This is a genomic window from Xenorhabdus sp. PR6a, assembly GCF_028599065.1.
Classification (GTDB): Bacteria; Pseudomonadota; Gammaproteobacteria; order Enterobacterales; family Enterobacteriaceae; genus Xenorhabdus; species Xenorhabdus doucetiae.
The window spans coordinates 1-18,025 of the sequence record NZ_JAQRFJ010000024.1 but is presented as its reverse complement, the minus strand read 5'-3'; the positions used below and the strand labels follow the sequence as shown (position 1 = coordinate 18,025).

18 protein-coding genes are annotated in these 18,025 nt (G+C 46.2%); 5 read left to right on the top strand and 13 right to left on the bottom strand.

Going from position 1 to position 18,025, the window contains the following annotated elements; genetic code table 11:
* Positions 1 to 309 precede the first annotated feature (309 nt).
* From PSI15_RS08570 to PSI15_RS08550, 5 genes are read left to right on the top strand one after another with little or no spacing between them, the layout of a single operon-like run.
* Positions 310 to 708, top strand: a complete 399-nt coding sequence (locus tag PSI15_RS08570; protein WP_273583166.1) for a TIGR03757 family integrating conjugative element protein — start codon at positions 310 to 312, stop codon at positions 706 to 708.
* Positions 705 to 1,673 (top strand): TIGR03756 family integrating conjugative element protein, encoded by a 969-nt coding sequence (locus PSI15_RS08565; RefSeq protein ID WP_273583165.1) that lies wholly within the window; start codon positions 705 to 707, stop codon positions 1,671 to 1,673. Before PSI15_RS08570 ends, PSI15_RS08565 begins: the two co-directional genes overlap by 4 nt.
* 13 nt (positions 1,674 to 1,686) lie before the next feature.
* Positions 1,687 to 3,126, top strand: a complete 1,440-nt coding sequence (locus PSI15_RS08560; RefSeq protein WP_273583164.1) for an integrating conjugative element protein — start codon at positions 1,687 to 1,689, stop codon at positions 3,124 to 3,126.
* The gene (locus tag PSI15_RS08555; protein ID WP_273583163.1) at positions 3,126 to 3,464 is read left to right on the top strand and encodes a hypothetical protein; all 339 of its coding nucleotides are present in this window, start codon (positions 3,126 to 3,128) and stop codon (positions 3,462 to 3,464) included. Before PSI15_RS08560 ends, PSI15_RS08555 begins: the two co-directional genes overlap by 1 nt.
* A gap of 9 nt (positions 3,465 to 3,473) precedes the next feature.
* Positions 3,474 to 4,988, top strand: coding sequence for a conjugal transfer protein TraG N-terminal domain-containing protein (locus PSI15_RS08550; RefSeq protein WP_273583162.1), 1,515 nt, complete (start codon positions 3,474 to 3,476; stop codon positions 4,986 to 4,988).
* A 336-nt stretch (positions 4,989 to 5,324) separates the two neighbouring features.
* On the opposite strand, the gene PSI15_RS08545 is transcribed toward PSI15_RS08550, so the two are convergent.
* The 13 genes from PSI15_RS08545 to PSI15_RS08485 form a co-directional block, all read right to left on the bottom strand.
* Positions 5,325 to 5,516, bottom strand: coding sequence for a PAAR domain-containing protein (locus PSI15_RS08545; RefSeq protein WP_443256081.1), 192 nt, complete (start codon positions 5,514 to 5,516; stop codon positions 5,325 to 5,327).
* A gap of 174 nt (positions 5,517 to 5,690) precedes the next feature.
* Positions 5,691 to 6,329 (bottom strand): alpha/beta fold hydrolase, encoded by a 639-nt coding sequence (locus tag PSI15_RS08540; protein ID WP_273583161.1) that lies wholly within the window; start codon positions 6,327 to 6,329, stop codon positions 5,691 to 5,693.
* 27 nt (positions 6,330 to 6,356) lie between these two features.
* A complete protein-coding gene (locus tag PSI15_RS08535) occupies positions 6,357 to 7,568 on the bottom strand; it encodes an MDR family MFS transporter (protein ID WP_273583160.1) in 1,212 nt (403 codons plus the stop codon).
* A complete protein-coding gene (locus PSI15_RS08530; protein WP_273583159.1) occupies positions 7,568 to 8,527 on the bottom strand; it encodes a TauD/TfdA family dioxygenase in 960 nt (319 codons plus the stop codon). Before PSI15_RS08530 ends, PSI15_RS08535 begins: the two co-directional genes overlap by 1 nt.
* On the bottom strand, positions 8,524 to 10,122 hold the full coding sequence (locus tag PSI15_RS08525; protein WP_273583158.1) for an asparagine synthetase B family protein: 1,599 nt from the start codon (positions 10,120 to 10,122) through the stop codon (positions 8,524 to 8,526). The genes PSI15_RS08530 and PSI15_RS08525 overlap by 4 nt, the downstream gene beginning before the upstream one ends.
* Complete coding sequence (locus tag PSI15_RS08520) at positions 10,122 to 11,600, bottom strand: class I adenylate-forming enzyme family protein (RefSeq protein ID WP_273583157.1); 1,479 nt, start codon at positions 11,598 to 11,600, stop codon at positions 10,122 to 10,124. Before PSI15_RS08520 ends, PSI15_RS08525 begins: the two co-directional genes overlap by 1 nt.
* A 10-nt stretch (positions 11,601 to 11,610) precedes the next feature.
* Complete coding sequence (locus PSI15_RS08515) at positions 11,611 to 12,357, bottom strand: class I SAM-dependent methyltransferase (RefSeq protein WP_273583156.1); 747 nt, start codon at positions 12,355 to 12,357, stop codon at positions 11,611 to 11,613.
* A complete protein-coding gene (locus PSI15_RS08510; protein WP_273583155.1) occupies positions 12,357 to 13,730 on the bottom strand; it encodes a hypothetical protein in 1,374 nt (457 codons plus the stop codon). The genes PSI15_RS08515 and PSI15_RS08510 overlap by 1 nt, the downstream gene beginning before the upstream one ends.
* The gene (locus tag PSI15_RS08505; protein ID WP_273583154.1) at positions 13,727 to 13,951 is read right to left on the bottom strand and encodes a hypothetical protein; all 225 of its coding nucleotides are present in this window, start codon (positions 13,949 to 13,951) and stop codon (positions 13,727 to 13,729) included. Before PSI15_RS08505 ends, PSI15_RS08510 begins: the two co-directional genes overlap by 4 nt.
* Positions 13,929 to 14,600 (bottom strand): phytanoyl-CoA dioxygenase family protein, encoded by a 672-nt coding sequence (locus PSI15_RS08500; RefSeq protein WP_273583153.1) that lies wholly within the window; start codon positions 14,598 to 14,600, stop codon positions 13,929 to 13,931. The genes PSI15_RS08505 and PSI15_RS08500 overlap by 23 nt, the downstream gene beginning before the upstream one ends.
* The gene (locus tag PSI15_RS08495; RefSeq protein WP_273583152.1) at positions 14,597 to 15,205 is read right to left on the bottom strand and encodes a thioesterase domain-containing protein; all 609 of its coding nucleotides are present in this window, start codon (positions 15,203 to 15,205) and stop codon (positions 14,597 to 14,599) included. The genes PSI15_RS08500 and PSI15_RS08495 overlap by 4 nt, the downstream gene beginning before the upstream one ends.
* Positions 15,202 to 16,287 carry a hypothetical protein gene (locus PSI15_RS08490; RefSeq protein WP_273583151.1) on the bottom strand — a complete coding sequence of 362 codons (1,086 nt, stop codon included), beginning with the start codon at positions 16,285 to 16,287 and terminating at the stop codon, positions 15,202 to 15,204. Before PSI15_RS08490 ends, PSI15_RS08495 begins: the two co-directional genes overlap by 4 nt.
* A 188-nt stretch (positions 16,288 to 16,475) precedes the next feature.
* Positions 16,476 to 18,025: non-ribosomal peptide synthetase (locus tag PSI15_RS08485; protein WP_273583150.1), on the bottom strand; the 1,550-nt coding region annotated here is incomplete at its 5' end.

Genomic DNA, 18,025 nt, shown 5'->3' with positions numbered 1-18,025 from the left:
ATGTGTTGATGGGTAATTAATCGGCATATTGTGAATAAAGTTTAAATAAAATCAATTGGCTATAAATAAATGTGATTTATTTCTCTCATTTATTAATTGAAAATATTGATTAAATTCAAATTTTTTATGCTTTAGGAGAAGTCTGAATGGAGGCTGTAATCGCCAGAGTGGCAATGGGGACAAAGGCAAACGTGTTAACAACTTCCTTTGGGACGTTTTTTTGCATTTTGCAAAAATGAATTATTTGCTGACTTTTATTGGCTTTTTCCGCACGCTTTTCCCCCTGTTTTTGAGTATGGGAAAGTTGTGATGAAAAAGTGTTACGCATTACTTTTGTTAGGATGGATGACATCATCTGCTGTCAACGCAAAAACGGTGGTCTATACCGATAGCCAGAATCTCCCTGCAACTCTCTCTCCTGACAGTAAAGTTATCTGGCTGGATGCCCCGGAACAACTTTATCAGCAGCGCTTTGGTCAGCTGCCCGCAGACCCCCGACAAGCTGCCGTGCAGGCACAGGCTATTCTGCAATCACCCCAATGGCGAGAGCAGGAACAGCAATTAATCCAGGGCTATCGTGATGTCGTTTATGCCTGGCAATTAGGGGTGCGCAAATATCCGGCCGTGGTGTTTGATGACCGCGAAGTGGTGTATGGCACGGCGGATGTGGCCAAAGCGAGTGCACTCAGGGAGCAAAACCGGCCATGAATACGCCCCGTCTTGCTTTGCCGATTGTCATCATCTTGATAGCGGCATTTGCGCCGGTTACCCAGGCCGCCATTAACACTGCCCAAATCGTGGCCAGCAGTATCTCACCCGCCTGCATCCAGTGGCGGGTCAGTGGCATTTGTTACTGGCTGTTTTGTTCCTGGCACGGCTGTACGGTGAAAACCTCGGTCAAAGTGACCCATTTCCTGCCGCAGGCGGTGGTCTCCACCTATCATGCGCCCGGTGGTAATCCGTGGTCAGAAATGGCAAAGCTCAGCGCCTTATCCGGTGGCGTGGAAAATGCCGTCACCGGTACGTTATCGCATCTGACTGCCGGTGGTGGTAACCATAACCGACAGATTGCAGGGCAACGCCGTACCAGCCTGCGTTTCAAATACGCCGATGCCATCGGGCATCCCGCTACCACCCTGATTGGCGGACAAATTCCCGGCTATTCCTGCCGCAGTGCCGCCACGCCCCTGATGCCCTATTTTCTCAGCACACTGGACACCGTGGCATGGCGTACCGGTTTGCCGGAATCATTCTACCCCGAAGCGCTTATCCCCGGTCAGCGGGAGCTGGGAAGTACAATGGCCGGCAATATGTGGGGCAATATTTACCCCCGCTCTGGCTTTGTGAATCAGGCCGATGAAGATAAAGCCGCGGCGGTGGTGGCACAGCGGGTGGCGGATATCATCACCCGCATTGGGCAGCCCCATGTTTATCAGGTTCTGAAAGGTCAGCGTACTGACGGTTATTGGCCGCCTGAAGTCGTGAAAGAAAATACCGGCACGAAAAACCATCAATGGCAGCGGTTATCGCCGCAGTTAAGTCAATCCTGTGCCGTATTTCCTGATGGGGAACACCCGGCTGCCAGCAAGGGCAATCAGGCGTATGCCCTGTGGCAACCCTACAGTTGTTGTCAGCGCCGGGGACAGCGTTTTCTTGGCAGTACGGCTATCTGAATAAGGGTGAATCATGACCAGAATAAGCGTTTTGTTGTTGATACTAAGCGGGCTGGCAACGGCTTCTGCACAAGGCAATACAGTATCCCTTTCATTACCGCAGGTAAATCACAGTGCGCTGGGTTATGGGGCGGATGTCAGCGGTGCCGTCTCCGATACGCTGTTTTATACCCTCGGTGGCGGTTCGGTGATCTCACAACCGGCAACCCGCCGTTCCCCGGCCAAACTGGGCGGACTGGAAATCGGCTGGAGTTCGGATTTGATGTGCGGCAACTTCGATTTAAAAACCACGGTCGGTAATCAGCTGAACGGCATTACCGAGGGGCTGAAGAACCTGATGAGTGAGGTGATCCAGGGCGCCACCGGCGCGGTGGCCAGTCTGCCCGCGATGGTTATCCAGCGTGCCAATCCCGGTCTGTATGACATGCTGACCAATGGCGTTTTGCAGGCCAATGTGGCGTTCGACAAGGCTCAGTTCAATTGTCAGAACATGGCCAGACGGATGATGGATTTTGCGCAAAACACCAAATGGACGCAGTCTGCCGCGATGCAGGAATACAAGACGCTGGTTAACAGCGGGGATGGTGATGCAGTGAGGATCAATAATGCCGGCAGCAAAGCCACCGGTACGGGCGGGCATCCGTGGATTGGCGGCAAAAAGCAGGGCGGCAGGGGACAGAATGCTATCCGCCCGACCCGCGATTTGGCCAGCGCGGGATTTAATATGATGAACAACCAACCCGTGCTGAGCCAGTCTGCTGTTCGCCCGCAACACTGTGATGGCGGTGCCTGCCGCAAATTCCAGAATGCGCGCGAAGCGGCCGATGCCGTGGTGAAAGTGCTGGGCGACCGGGCGATCCGCACCTGTGCCAATGCCGCGGAATGCACCAGTGGCGGAGAAAACCAACAACCGGGTGCCACGGTGGCCGGCACGGGTTTTGCCCCGATGCTGGAAGCACACACCCAGGTCAATATTGAGCAACTGGTAAAACTGGTTAATGGCACGGAAAAACCGACGGCAGCGAATCTGGCCAAACTGAAAACCGGCAGTCTGGCGGTGACCAAAGGGGTGATTCAGGCGTTGCAGCGTGATCCGGATCGTGCCGCGCTGACGGCACGTTTAGCGGGTGAGCTGGCCATGGCGGAGACGACTGAAACGGCGTTGCTGATGCGGCGGATGCTTATCACTGGTATGTCAGAGCCGAATGCCGCTGCTCAGCCGGAAGCGCTGAGTGAAGGCGAGCGGCGGGTGGCGGCGCTGGATCGGGAAATCATCGCGCTGAAAAATGAAATGCAACTGAAACGGGAACTGGCCCGCAATTCCATTCTGACCATTATTGAGCGGGAAAATGATCGCATTCAGGCTCACCCACAAAAACAGGTGCCGGACAGTAGCGATGCGCGTTTTTACCGGCTGGAAATACCCAACAATCACAGTCGGTCAGGTCGCTGATGGCAGAAACAGCAAAAGCGCAGGGGATTCGGTTAGTGAAAAAAGGGTTCATGACAGCCCTGATTATCACTGCGGTCACCATTATCACGTTGGTGATGGGCGGGTCAGGATTCAATCATGCCGAAAAACTCACTGACCTTTATCATTGGATTGCAAAAACCAAACCGTTCTGGCTGGTCTGGCGGCTGGGCCTGTATCTGGTGCTGGGCTGGGGCGGCTGGAAAATCTGGCAGGTTACCAAAACCAAGCCGGAATACCGTGCGGTGTTGCTGCGTATGATGGCGGTCAGTCTGCTGTTTATCCTGCTGTGTGAATATGCCCTGTCAGGCTATTATTGAGGGAACGCCATGACCACAAACAGTTATCTGGAATATTTTCTGACTTTACTCGGTTGGATCGTCAACAATGGCCTGTGGCAGATCCTGATTGCCACGGGGTTGTTTACGCTCCCTTTGGTGATAAAGGTGATAGCTGTCTGGCTGAAAGTCAGGGAAGGCGGCGAAGAGGCGGGCAATGGCGGATTACAGTCGCTGGCCCGTATTGAAAACACCCTGTACAGCGCCTTTTTCGTCATGATGATCTGCGGTGTGCCGCTGGTGAATGTCAGCCTCAGCACCCTCCAGTATGACCCGTCGCGCGCCAAAAGCTGCGGCACCTGGACACCGAAAACCCCCGGCGACAGCAGTTATGCACCGGTGATGTCCAGCCTGAATCATCAGACCGCTGCCGTACCGCTCTGGTGGGCCATGGTGCACCGCTTGTCAAAAGGCCTGACACAAGCGGCCGTTGCCACCATTCCCTGCCGGCCCGATTTGCGGCAACTGCGCTTTGATGTGCAGCATACCCGTATTGCCAACACTGCACTGGCCGCTGAGTTACAGGATTTTACTAATGACTGTTATGCCTTAGCACTGTATCAGTGGCAACAACGGGATCAGGGGCAAACCACTGATCCGGCCACACTGCACGATATCGACTGGCTGGGCAGCCGCACGTTTTTAGCCAGTGACTATAACACCCTGCAATCGCGCACGCCCAAAACCCAGTTTCCGTGGATTGAGAGCCGGGACAGCGGCCGGCCCAATACCGGGCAGGGCGGTTATCCGACCTGTAAAGCGTGGTGGTCAGCCTCCAAAAGCGGGCTGGAAGCCAGGGTGCTGGCGCAGGCCGAGCCGGGATTATGGCTGCGCTTGTCGGCGGCCCTGAAAATGATGGGAAAAGACAGCCGTGAATATCAAGAAGCGGTGATCCGCCGTCTGGTCAGCCCGGTTAATCTGGCGGTGTCGCAGGACGGCTACGTGTATGGCGGCTATGGCGGCAATGCCGATTTTACCCTGTGGGATCGGTCCAATCGGGTCGGTGCAAGTGCCGGCGCGATGTTGGGGGGCTTACTGGCATATCCGATGTTTGATGCCGTGCGCCAGGCACTGCCAATGATGCAGGCGGTGATCTTAATGGCATTGTATATTCTGCTGCCGCTGATTTTGTTATTTGCCGCCTATGAATTTAAGACCGTTTTTACCCTGACGTTTGTGATTTTTGCACTGAACTTCCTCACCTTCTGGTGGGAAACCGCCCGCTGGCTGGACAGTTTTTTGCTGGAAGCCCTGTACGCTTCAGAGACCCACAGTCTGTTTAATCTGGCCGGATTGCAGAACACCTCCGATGACTTAATCATGGGGCTGGTGATGGGCACACTGTTTATTGTCCTGCCGATGGTCTGGCTGGGGGCACTGGCGTGGGCCGGGGTGCGGATGGGGGATATGGCCGGTATGATGAGCCAGGGCGTGGGGCAGGTCAGGCAGTCCGCCGGCATGTTCGGGCAGATGGTGATGCAGAAAATGATGTCAAAGGGAAAATAGTAAAATGAGAATTTTCGCTTTCAATGTCAGGCAGGGCGAGATCTCATATTTTAAATAAGGTTATTTTGGTTAAATAAAAATCATAACATAGCTAATGAGTAACTGTCTTTCACTTTAAACCGTGTGGAGGGTGACTGATTACCCGGAACGGGCAGGAACTCACCCTTATTAACCAGAACAACGGGGATTAAAAAGTGAGGAAGCGTGAGGCGTTAATTTCTTTTCTGGCAGGTGATTTTTCAGATCTCCGTGTTACTGGGTTAATGTATTAGCCCGGTAACACGGAGAAGACAAGCGCAGCGCGTCAGTCGAACGCTAAACAGGAGAAAATACTTATCATTCCATGACAAGAAAACCTTTCTGGCTGGCAATCAGTTTTGCACCACAGGCGGTTTGCATTCCATCCAGTGCAATATTTTTTCCTTGATATTTTAAATCACTGCTTCCCTCTATAATCGTAAGCGGCTCATTTAGACCGTCTATCGGTATTCCCCTGATTCGGGGAAAATAATGTCCATCATTTATCATGGACACTATCGCTATGAAATATCGGACACGGTCTAAATGAGCCGCTTACAAATAAATAGACGTTAAATGAACACCATGGCTACTTTACTATTGCGCTGAGGAGTGCTGTCGATATTTTTGCAATACATGGGGAAGACCATCATGTAAGGGTTGGAGTTAACTAATTTTGTGAATCTATAGTCGTAAAAATTGATTGTTGAGCCATAAAGCATCTTTCAAAAGAGTAACATGCCCTCCGGGGTATGTAATCTCCCGTGCATTGAGTATTCGTGCGAATCGGTATTGTTGCTGTGGCGGTGTCAATCGATCGCACTCTGTAATAATGTAGCTGATAGGACAACTTAGCTGGGTTATTTCTGGCGGCGGTAGATCTATCATCAACTGCACAGGTTCAGATAACGCTAGCTCAGTCGGTTGGCCTAACAAGTGAATGAAGTTTTGTGGTTGATGCAAGATGATTTTTCCACTACTCATATCCAGCTTACATATGTCAAATAGTAGGTGTTGCATACTGTCTTGATAGCTTTCCAAGGCACTGCCTCCTTTACTAGTTAGCGCGCTTAGCAACCACAGATGGCGAACTTTATTTCCTAATTTTGCTGCAAGACACTGAGCTAAATAACCACCAAAACTATGACCAACAATGTCAATTGGTGCATTATACCCACTAAGTTGTTTTTCAGCTAAATACAGCCAGTCATTTAAACCACACTCAGGTTGATCTCTGAGATCGTCGATGTTCAAGCCTTTAATATTTACTGACCAAGCACTCCGTCGTAGGAAAAGACCAGAGATTATGATACGAATATTCATGGATTAGTTATCTCCTGCACTGGTTACTTATGTGAGTTTGCGCAATTTTTGTAGGAAGAGTATAAGCAGGCATAGTCCAGCCAGACTAAGAAACAATATACGGTGACCGATATAATCTAGCATTAGTCCGCCATATAATGGAGCCAACGCGTTTCCCAGTGAGTAAAGATTGGTTGCTCCAAAATAACTACCGCGCAATGTGCTTGGTGTTATTTGGTCAACTTCTACGCTAAATGTAGGAAATACAATTAATTCACCCAAGCTCAAAATGATAGTTGCCAGTGCTAACATAGAAAACAGAATGGCAGGGGAAAATGCAAACAATAATTGTGCGATCAACATCAGCAACAAACCGATTCTTAATCTGGTTCCAGTTGAATGTTGCTGCAATACGCGTAAAAGAGGAAATTGGGCAATAATAATTGTAAGGGCATTTATTGTAACCAACTTAGCAATCAGAGATACAACGTCTGGTATGTTGCTACGTGTAAGATATTGCACTAAGGTTGAATCAAAACTGGCGTAAACTAGGGCTGCCAACATGTTGCTGATCAGGAGTAAAGAAAATAACCGATGCTTAATCATATGATTGCAAGTTACTAAAAAGGCAGGAGGGTTGGATATTACTTTGTTTAGTGATGAGGGCTGAGGGGGGGATTGTCGCAGCAAAGACCAGAGTAGAAATCCATAAACGAAATAGATAATGGCCGTTAGCAAAAAAATGGGGCTACGCGAGGCGATTCCAAGCGTTACACCAAATAAAGGACCTGCCGCCGCCCCTACGTTGATAGCGTAATATCGACAATATAGTGCTAGCTCGCGTGAGGCTTTGTCTCTGATGCGATCACCTATCAATGCCTTACAATTAGACTCAAGAAGATTACGGCCGATACTAACACCAGCAATACTAATACCGTACAGTACAAAGTGATTACTGTAGCTTAGCAGATAGAAAGACAGCGCACTTAATGTAGTGCCACAAAGGATAAGTCGCTCACGTCCGAAACGGTCGGATAACCAACCAGTATATACGCTGCTAAGTGCACCACAAATCGTTGCTATAGAAAGCAACGAACCGATAGTGGTGGCAGAAAAATGAAATTGGCGATATAGCAAAATCGCTAAGAATGGCCACACCATAAAATAGCTCCCTCGCGTTAGTAGAGTACCTGCCAGCATGACATGAATGTCGGTTGGCAAGGCGCGAAAACGTGAGAGTGTAAAAATGTCACCGCTCATTATTCCTCCATACCCTTTTTCGACCATATTCCACCACGAGGGGTTCCTGCTGCCACATTATGAAATAGTGGCTGAAAACTTTTAGGTAAAGGACGGGTAAACTCACTACTTAGCCAACAACGCAGTAGACAACGTTGAAATTGTGCGTTGTTCTCAAAACAGGTACGAGCATGGAGAGTAATGTGGTTATTCACCGCCACTAACATGCCTTTTTTGAAATCTAATTGTGCGTAGTGATCTGGTTGCTCGATAATAGAATCGATTTCGGTCAACATCTGATGTACAGCTTGCGGTTGTGTTATGCCATGTCGTGATACTGAATCACTGAACTTACGAATATATCGTAAAATAAACAAATTTTCAGTTTCACTTAGTAAAGGCACAAGTATCCAGGGTTGTTCACCTTCATCACGCAAATCGTGTGCAATAGGGGTGTTTAAATAGGGAAACCATGCTGGGCGAAGTTGCTCTACTTGCTTGATAACATCGGCGGAGGAGCGTATGCGAAAAGCTCCACCCTTAGCGGCGGGAGACCAGCACCCCAGCACAGTAATATCTGCCCGATCAGAATGGAAAGCTAGTGCTTGATTTGTCAGGTGTCCTCGCTGCGGTGTATTTAGACTATCACGGACGCCATGATCACAAACCTCTTTTAAATAATGCCCTTGTTGATTGATTGGGACGGGGAATCCCAGCCATAGACAAAAGACATTGAATACAGAATGAAAAGCGTTTGCATCCAGTCGATTCAATGTGCTGGACTCATGAAACAGTACACCACTTTTCAGTTCCAATTCCTTATGTATCTCACGCCGCAGGGAGCTGTCCCTCTCTGAGGGCAGGTATCCATTTGCTATATCTTGAAAGAGATTTTCCAATGGTTGACTGAAACGGGCTGAACGTTCAAAGACAGCATTTCCCTGCCAAGCAGGTGGGCGAGTATATGACTTGAAACTCATAGATATCCCTCATATTCTTGTTGCCACAGTGACAGTGTGGTCAGAGTAAACAATTGGGAACTATCCATTGCGTCAATGTGAACTGAATTTAGGTTAACTAGCCCTAGATTATGTAGGGAGCTACAGGTTTGATGTAAATGACTGCGCATTTCATTTACGGCCAGCGGCCAATGGGCGAAAGGCAGACGAAAATGCTGTTTGGGTTGCCACTGCCAGTCAGGAAAACGTTGTTGCAACAAATTGCACAGAGGGAATTTAGCAATGCCGTCCACAATACGGGCTGAACGGCGAGCAAGATGACCTAAACCAGCATGTAGATAAGGTGTCCTTGCTTCAATAGTTCTGGACATAAACAAGTGGTCTGCTCGACGTAACAGGGGTTCTAACGAATAGTGTAAGTCAAAGTGAGCAATAGCCTCTTCGTGCCCATTTCGTAATATAGTGGCTGATAATGTGTCTATTTGATCGCATAATTTAGCCGCGACAGAAGTAGAAAATAGTGCTGCGTTGCCGTGATAATCGCCAAACCAAGTCTGGGCGAAGGTCCGGGGAGTAAATGTGAGCGGATGTTGCCATAACGTGAGGTGACGTGGATATCCCCAAAATAGCTCATCAGCGCCTTCACCCAGTAAAACACAGTGATAACCGGCGTCACCGATAGCATCAGCTAATTGTTGATACATTAACAAACTGGACATCCGAGTTGCTCCACCAAAATTTTTTACTGCCTGGCGCAGCACTGACATGAATGTAGGCTGTGTAAGAGAAACACGGTGCAAATTTGTCTGAGAATGTATTTCCTCTCTAGCGTACTCTAGTTCTAGCGTAAATTTAGGGAAATCAACATCAAGCCAAGTATTGAGCAGATTTGAATCTACACCACCGCTCAGTAATAGTGCTGAGGGACGAAATGTTGTTTTGCATTGGTTAATCGCTTGTGACAAAGTTTCTTCAAGAGACTCTGTTGCAGGTTGAATAGAGGTTTTGAATTGGTAACGCTGGACAAGATGAGCTCGCTCGCCATCCAGAGTAAATGTTAATTGTTCTCCTGGACCTGCCAGTCGTATGCCCGAAAATAAGGTTTGACCATCCAAAGTTACTCCGGCCGCTATCACCTGAGCAATAGCTTCAGTGTCGGGTGATCGTCGCCCAAGCATGGTTAAGAGCGGCATCAGTTCTGAAGAAAAGCAGAGTCTCCCCTGAGTTTCCTGATAGCAGTAGTATAGCGGTTTGATGCCATATATATCGCGCAACAGCGTCAAAGAGGATGTCTGGGGATGCCATGCTGCCAGGGTATACATGCCGTCTGGTAAGGAACCCTGTGCTATTCCATCCAGTAATAGGCATATTTCTCCGTTTATCTCTTGGCCGGGAGCATACACTTCACCATTATATGCAACATGTTTCTCCCCAACTTTGACAGGCAGAATCACTGGCTCCGCACTGGACATAGGTAGCCGTGTCATCCCCATAGCACCTTTAGGTAAGGTGACTATCCCTTCTCCAAAAGGACCCCGGTGATGTAGTTGTTTTAGCGCTTGTCGGAAGCGTATTAACTCAAATCCTTCTCCGATATACCCTAGAATACCACACATTATGTAACCCTCTGAGATATCAAGTTCATAATGGCGTACCGATCATGTTTACCTGCACCGTTAAGCGGCAATTTCTCTTCAAGGCAAATCACTGTGCGTGGTGCCCGTTGAACACCCAGATGGAGATTCAGCCAATTTATCAGCTCGGTTGTTTTAAAAGGAGCTCCCTGAATAACTGCAATATAATCTTCTCCATATAGCTCACATGGTACTTTTAGACAACAAACATCGGCCACGTCATCTCGGGTATTAAGTAATTGTTCACATTCGCTGAGGTGGAACAGATTACCACCTTTATTGACAGTACCATCTACCCGACCTACCACATAAAATCCTTTTTGTTTATCAAAAAAAGCAATATCTTGTGTGTCCAGCCAACCATCACGTACTACCTGTGAGGTTAATGCTGGCTGATTGACGTAACCGGAAAATAAACTGGGGGTACGTACCCATAATCGTCCGGGCACGTTTGGCGTGTGGATTTCCTGCCCTTGCTCATCGATGAGACGCAATGACAATCCAACAGCAGGTCCTACAGAATTATCAAAGTCTTCACCATGACGGCGCCCGAATAAAAAGGCAAACCCACATTCACTGAGACCATAAATATTGGCTAGAGGAGCAAAACGACATTGAAATTCAGCCTGAAGTCCTACGTCCAAACGAGCAGATCCTGAGACGCATAGCAGTTGTTCAAGTGGTAGACGGTTAGCTGGGGGAATTCCTTCCTTTACCATAAAATTAACAATTGGAGGGACGAGGTAAAGGAAGGTGATGGAAAAATACTCAATATAGTGCCAAAAGTGCTCGTTATCAGTCCAACAGTGACGGGGTAATAAAACCACACTGCCACCATATAATAGTGGAAACAGGAAGTTAATTCCCAGAATCCCTAACCCGCTGACTCGGTAAAAACAACCAACACGGGTATGTTTTCCGATACCCAGGCAGCGCCGACCAATGCTGTAGGCATTGACCATAGCCTTCTGGCTGAGAATGATACCTTTGGGTTTTCCGGTGGTTCCAGAGGTAAAGACTATCATCCTGCTAGTGGTAGCTGCTGTTTTGCTAAACGGGGAAATAAAATGGGAGGAGAAGTCGGGAAAAAATTGCAATGTAGCAAATTGATCATTGATAGGTTCAGTGGAAAGCAACGTTTGTAGAGACATTTCTTTAATAATTGCACGCTTGGCTGCTACTCCCCATTCTGGATCGATCAGAATCAGGTCTTTTCCAGCACGTACGACACCGTAAATTAAACATAAACAGTGGTAGCTGTTGTCGAGTAAAACGCCGATACCACTACCGGGGAGAGAAGTAAATTGCCAGGCTAGCGTATCGACAATTGCATTGGTTTCTCCCCAATTATAATTCTTTACTGATTGTATATTTTGGGCATCGGTCAATACTATACGTAGTGGAAAAGATTTAGCGTTCAAACGTAGGGTGGCATCCAGTGTAGCTGGTAAGTGTACCATTTGGTTTTCCTTAGCGTTTGACTGCGGTAAATGCATGAATATCGAAGTTGACAGAAACCGAAGAAGATTTATCGATGCTTGTTACCATTTCCATAAATTGATGAGCGTACATCTCACCACCTTCTTCTTCGATATATCGGGTTACATAACTTGTAGATAAGAAAAATAACGCCACTTCTTCTGGAGTGAGGGAAATGATATTAGCGAACAGTTCTCTACGAGTATCTCGCAGATGTGGGTAGTTACACATCAGTTCTAGTGTATTGTCATATCGGATCAGGCGTGGATCGCGATAGCGTGACCAGTGAGTAACCAATTCTAATTCGATATAATTGCGGAGTGGACCATATACCACCGGAAAATCATATTTGTATGCACAAAAGAGTCCTCCAGGTTTGAGCCATTCCCGTAGGTTCATGAATATTGTTTCGCGATCCATCCAATAAAAAGAGGTGGCACTGGTAATAAGATCAAAGGAATGCGATGGTGAAAAGGTTTCTGCTGGAGATACGTTAAACAGGATATCAGGGTAATTTTGTCGTGCCTTATCGATCAAAGAGTCACCGATATCACAACCTTCCACATGATCAAATAACTCTTGCAGGCGAACAGTAGAAATACCGTTACCACACCCGATGTCTAACGCCGCTTCTTTGGTGGGCGCGCGGGATGAAAGGGATGAATACAGTGTGTTCGGGTAGGTGATTTTTTTTCTTACGATGTCATAAGCCTGAGCGTTTTTATTAAATTGTTTCATTACATAATCTCCAGCAGGCTATCGTGGTAACAACCTTTGTTAACAAAATTGATATAAGTGCCACAACCTCGGATGAAACGGTAAGAGTGGTTGACCCCAGCAGGAATAAAGACACTGGACGGGCTGCTTAGACGACGTATGGTTCCACCGATATTTACCTCGACTTCGAGTCCAGCATAATCTTTTCCGTCACCGAGAAACAAAAAGACTGAATCACAGTTATGTATATGATTATCCACATGTCCGATTTCTGTGGTTTCGTCTGTGTTAGTCATAGAAAATTGACGGGCAATAAAATAGAACGGGGAACCATCTATCAGACGATTATCTAACATGACAAAGCGCTTACCCGGGCCATGGCGGTGATACTTTAATTCGGTGGCGGATTTTTCAAACGGTTTAAGGAATAATTCCTGATGTTGCAACGGAGTGAAACGTTCGAGGGAAATCTGGCCGTTTAGTTGTTCTGGGTCGAAGATACTGTAGGCAGCACTGTTTTGCTGCATAGCAAGTTGGTGTAGACGGGCGACGTGAACAAAAGCATTTTTTCCGACAACAGGTTGCATAGGAGAAAGCGGGATACGGCTATAGGCTTCTACCAGCTCGGAAACCGTGAGAATTTTGGAGATAGTAAAGCGGGTTTGGTCAAATCGTGTAACAAGCAAGGTCAGAAGTTGAAACGTGTCCGTGATTCCAGCTCGTTCGCCGATACCGTTACAACTGGTGGAATGCCATTTGACTCCGGCTTGAATAGCACTAAGCGTATTAGCTAAAGCAAGGCCACGATCATTGTGAACATGATATTCAAACTCCACATCATGGAATTCTTGGCGCAATAAAGATAATACATTGTAAGTTTCATCGGGTAGCAGGATACCGATACTGTCGGCAAAACAAACACGATTGGCTCCTGCTTCGCGAGCAACGGATATCATACTAACCAAATCAGAGACCGCAGTACGCCCAGCATCTTCAATGGTAGCTCTAACTTGTAGCCCATGCTGTCGAGCATAGCGAATGGCATTACCAAACATGGTCAGTAATGATTCACGGCTCATTCCCTTGAATTTTGTCGTCATAGAAATTGTGTTAATAGAAGCAAATAGACCAACCCAGGGCGCGCCAGTGAGTAAAACAGCGTCAATATCCTCTAACCGGGCTCTGGCATGAGAGAGTACTGGCACTGGAGAGACGGCGACAACACTGCGCACACGCTCTACCTCTTCTGGAGATATCAATGGATGGCCACATTCGATCATGTTAACTCCCAGAGTGGCAATTTCTTGTGCCAGGAGAGCCGATTGTTCAATAGTAAAACAGCATTGTCGGGCCTGCATACCTTCCCGTAGAGTACAATCAATGATCTGAATCATGAGGTTGCATCCTTGCTTTTAGATAAGGTGTCAAAGTTCGGTGCAGTGATAAAATCCATAATTTTCGGAGCATAGCCGAACTGGCGGGCAAAACGCGCCAGAAATGTGACCATTTTCAGAGAATGCGAACATAGTTGTAGTAGATAGCTATCTATATTTTTATCAACTATTTCTTCGTCAGGAAAAATACTTTTTAAGTTATTGATTACCCATACTTTCATAAAAACCTCTCATTATTTTTTTATATTCATCTTCATCAACCAATACCACTGGCATTCCAATACGTAGCTGTCCACTGGTATTCATATAGCTACCATGGGGTGTCTTTGCCGGCCAGACTAATATGTCACCAGCATTGAGTGGTGCATCGACAAGGCTTCTGGGGGAAATGTGGTTTTTTTCGAGATCAATGCACTTGAACATGGGATATTGCAAATTGAATTCATGTGGGTAAATCACGCTGGTATTAGGACTGTAGAACATACCGCCATTCTCATTACATGATGAGGTAAGTGCCACCCAAAATGTTATGGCACTTTCATAAGGTTTTTCCCACAAGGCAATATCTTGGTGTAACGGAATAAAAGATTCATCTGCATGACGTTTGATAAAAGCAGCATGGCGTAGTAAATATGGGCGGGACAAATGCTGGTTGATTAACTGGTTTAACCCAGAATCCCTGAACCACGTTTGCCAGAATTGTGGGTCGTATTGGTATAGGTTACGTATTTTTTTTGCGTAACGTTGTTCATCGTCATCAATATCGAATTCTGGCTCTAGTCCAGCAGGTGGGTATTCGGCATGGGTAAGCACCCAGTTCAATGCTTGTTGCTGAAAATCCTCTGTTATAATCTGCTGAAAACATTTCATGGTAAGATAATCTCATGAATCAACTGAATAAGGTAAGAAATAACATTGCTATCTTTCATTACATTGTGATGATCTGAAGATGTATCAAAGTAATTAATATCTTGGATCAAGCAACGCCAATCGATTTTGGCTGTGCTATCACTTTTGGGGCACCGTATCCACCAAGCCCGTTTCAATATTTTTTTTGGCTGCCAGTAACTAAATAGTCGAATATTGTTTAGGATAACTCTCTGATCAATTTCGTTAAGTTCTTGCATAACCATGACCCAATCACGAATGTCTGGTGTTAGCCAATGTTGGTATTGTCGAAGAGCGGAAGTCTTTTGTAGCTCAGGCCAGGGCAGGTGACTGTCAATCATGATGAGCCGAGGAACACAGGCAAAATGATGACTCAATTCATAACCCAGTATGCCACCGAAAGAATAACCGATAATCCATTCTGGTGTTGATTTTATAGCAATAGCAATGTGTGCCGCTAATGCAGGCAGGTTATCGACTAACGGTAATTGGTGATAATTTACAATTTGTCTGTCATGTGGCAACTTGGCCAACAAAGTTTGGAAGCAGCAGGGATGACCAACAAAGTCGGGAAGTAACAGGATCATAAAGTAAGTGCTTCCATAAATGCGACAAGCAATGCTTGCCCAAAAGTTTTTCCCCAGAGAGTGACTAGATTACCTTGCCAGTATTCTACCTGGTTACGAATAAGCGTTAGAGTAATGGGTTTTCGACTACGGAATTCGGGATGATGTTGAAAACCGAAGGTATCAAGAGGAATATCGATCAGATTTATCATCACGAGGGCTTGTTTGTAATCCACACCGCACTGTTCGGCAATCCCTTCTTGAGGCAAAAGAGCATGTTCAAGCCATGATAAACGTTGCGCATCAAAGGTATTCACATCGAGATTGGCATCTAGTAACACTGGAATTAAATTAATATAGCAACCACTACTAATATTTTGCCCCATTTTGGGGCGCAGTGTGACAGGTGTGACGGCAAGATAAGGGCCAGAAAAACCCAGTGTGTCTAGAGCATGAGCTAACGCCAAAGCTATATGGGTAAAAAATCTAGATGAATTAGGCAGAGTAAATGTCAAAGGAGAGCTTTCCGGTTGAATTTCCCGTTGTTGCTGCGAGGATAGCGCACGAAAAATGTTTTTTTGGGAGCGCCAATATTGGCTCAAATAAGAATGTTGTGAGGTCATAGCGTGGTTCAGAACCCAAAACTGTTGTATAAAATGCAGATCGGGTTCCGGCCAGAGCCCTGTTTCTAACCAGGCATTAACTCGAGAAAGTAAAAGTTGAACAAAATCGGCATCGGCGATCAAGTGATGTAGCCAGATCCCCCAGCGCATATTATTCCCACAGCGAGCACAAATAATACGTAACATACCACGCTGAAATACGGAGTGTTCATGCTGCAATTGATGACGAATAAAAGCTGTGGGGTCACTATAAACGGTGATATCTGAGTAGTCTGGTTCATAGACTTTCGGGGTAGTAAAAATGTGCAGTTCTAACCCTGTATCACCCCAAACGACCTGGCTGTCCAAAAGTGGAAATGCCTTATACAGGCCATGCAGTAAATCGTGTAATTGTGATCGTTCAGGGAGGATTTCTGTAGGGGCGAGGAAAAATAGCCCGAACTGTGCGTTATTTTCACTAATCACCTCACTGATTACCATTGTATTTAACCAAAAAGGTAGCGGTAGAATACAAATCTCTTTCGCTGATGGAGTGATTTTGGACTTTTCAAGGCATAAAGCCGTACGTTCATCATCTGAAAGAGTCTGCCATCGTCCGTAAATGAGAAGCTGGTTACCAAATGGACAATAATAGATTTGCCGCTTAGATAAATGTGACAGTAGGTTATTCATAGGATAAGAACCGTGTCAGGGATTGGACAACGAATTTGCATAGCATCAATACCTCGTTGTTGTAATAAACCAGCAAATTCACTTACAGTTGCGTGCCGATAAATATCATGAAGTGTTATCGGGTTAGAAGGATGATGATTCTGGCAAGTAGCTAATAGCTGTATTGCATGAAGAGAATTGCCACCCGATTCAAAAAAGTGTTGTTCCGGTGAGGTAACTGGACAACCCAATAATAATGACCACCATTCGGCACAGGCAGTTTCCTGTTCGTTCATCAAAACGCTGGATTGTTGTGCTTGCTGTTCAATCCATAGTGATTGCAAAGAACGACGATCAACCTTGCCGTGACGGTTCAGAGGAAACGGATTAATGCAAAACCAAGCAGAAGGCCGTTCCCAGGAAGGAAAACCCAGCGCAGCCTGACGCGCATGACACTCATTGTCCGCTTGTAGCGCTGCAATCAGACGTTTATTACCCTGGTGCTCTAAGATAAACAAAGCACAATCACTCACACCCGAAACATTGCGGAGTTTGGCCTCTATTCCATTTAAATTGAGGCGGTAACCGTTTAGCTTCACTTGATTATCCACTCGCCCGATAAAACGCAGATTACCTTCATTATCATAACGAGCCAGGTCGCCTGTTCGGTAAGCACGGTATGATTTTCCCTTCCAATGAAGAGTTACAAAGGATTGTGCACTACGCTGAGGATCACCGAGATATCCAAGCGCTACTCCATCACCAATCGTATAGATCTCTCCAGATAAAGAGGACTGCTGTGTGAGAGGATGACCATCAGAGCCACAAAGAAAAACTTGAGTACCATTAATAGCCTGTCCAATGGGAATATCGTTGCGCTTGAGATCTTGCGGGCGAATTTTATGACAACAAGTAAAAGTTGTATTTTCCGTTGGTCCATAGCCATTAATAAAATTGATTTCTGGATGAGCACAGAAGGCCTTGCGTAAATGGGGGACAGATAAAATATCTCCACCAGTAAGAACGGTATGCAAGCCATTCAAACAATATATATCGGCATCAACTAACGCATTGAACAATGACACAGTTAGCCATAATGTATTGACATTGTGATGGCGGATTTCCTGCTGTAAGATTGACGGTGTTAGTAATTTTTCATGATTAATTATGCAACATCCACCATTGAGTAATGCCCCCCAGATTTCCAGTGTTGATGCATCGAAAGAAAGTGGTGAGTGCAATAGAAAGTTTAGGCGTTTTTCAAAATTGAGAAAATTCTGTTTTCGGCATAAACGGGTGACTCCAGCATGAGTGCATACAATAGCCTTGGGAATCCCAGAACTGCCGGAAGAGAAATTAATGTAAGCAGGCTGGATTGCAGAAATCTTTTTTAAACGAAAAGAGTTAGTATGATAATTTGGCTCAAAAGTGAGAATAGCAATACCATTCGGGAGGTGTTCAGTATTCTCATCTAAGCTATTAATAATTATCCGACACCCTATGCGATTTAGTTGTTCAGTTATCCAAACTTTAGGTTGATTTAGGTCAACATAAACATAATGGTTGC

Excerpts from the sequence above, each read along its gene's own strand:
- PSI15_RS08565 (WP_273583165.1), top strand. The coding sequence starts at position 705 with ATGAATACGCCCCGTCTTGCTTTGCCGATTGTCATCATCTTGATAGCG.
- PSI15_RS08535 (WP_273583160.1), bottom strand. The coding sequence starts at position 7,568 with ATGAGCGGTGACATTTTTACACTCTCACGTTTTCGCGCCTTGCCAACC.
- PSI15_RS08570 (WP_273583166.1), top strand. The coding sequence starts at position 310 with ATGAAAAAGTGTTACGCATTACTTTTGTTAGGATGGATGACATCATCT.
- PSI15_RS08490 (WP_273583151.1), bottom strand. The coding sequence starts at position 16,287 with ATGGTAATCAGTGAGGTGATTAGTGAAAATAACGCACAGTTCGGGCTA.
- PSI15_RS08545 (WP_443256081.1), bottom strand. The coding sequence starts at position 5,516 with ATGATAAATGATGGACATTATTTTCCCCGAATCAGGGGAATACCGATA.
- PSI15_RS08515 (WP_273583156.1), bottom strand. The coding sequence starts at position 12,357 with ATGAAACAATTTAATAAAAACGCTCAGGCTTATGACATCGTAAGAAAA.
- PSI15_RS08505 (WP_273583154.1), bottom strand. The coding sequence starts at position 13,951 with ATGAAAGTATGGGTAATCAATAACTTAAAAAGTATTTTTCCTGACGAA.
- PSI15_RS08520 (WP_273583157.1), bottom strand. The coding sequence starts at position 11,600 with ATGGTACACTTACCAGCTACACTGGATGCCACCCTACGTTTGAACGCT.
- PSI15_RS08555 (WP_273583163.1), top strand. The coding sequence starts at position 3,126 with ATGGCAGAAACAGCAAAAGCGCAGGGGATTCGGTTAGTGAAAAAAGGG.
- PSI15_RS08510 (WP_273583155.1), bottom strand. The coding sequence starts at position 13,730 with ATGATTCAGATCATTGATTGTACTCTACGGGAAGGTATGCAGGCCCGA.
- PSI15_RS08550 (WP_273583162.1), top strand. The coding sequence starts at position 3,474 with ATGACCACAAACAGTTATCTGGAATATTTTCTGACTTTACTCGGTTGG.
- PSI15_RS08495 (WP_273583152.1), bottom strand. The coding sequence starts at position 15,205 with ATGATCCTGTTACTTCCCGACTTTGTTGGTCATCCCTGCTGCTTCCAA.
- PSI15_RS08525 (WP_273583158.1), bottom strand. The coding sequence starts at position 10,122 with ATGTGTGGTATTCTAGGGTATATCGGAGAAGGATTTGAGTTAATACGC.
- PSI15_RS08540 (WP_273583161.1), bottom strand. The coding sequence starts at position 6,329 with ATGAATATTCGTATCATAATCTCTGGTCTTTTCCTACGACGGAGTGCT.
- PSI15_RS08560 (WP_273583164.1), top strand. The coding sequence starts at position 1,687 with ATGACCAGAATAAGCGTTTTGTTGTTGATACTAAGCGGGCTGGCAACG.
- PSI15_RS08500 (WP_273583153.1), bottom strand. The coding sequence starts at position 14,600 with ATGAAATGTTTTCAGCAGATTATAACAGAGGATTTTCAGCAACAAGCA.
- PSI15_RS08530 (WP_273583159.1), bottom strand. The coding sequence starts at position 8,527 with ATGAGTTTCAAGTCATATACTCGCCCACCTGCTTGGCAGGGAAATGCT.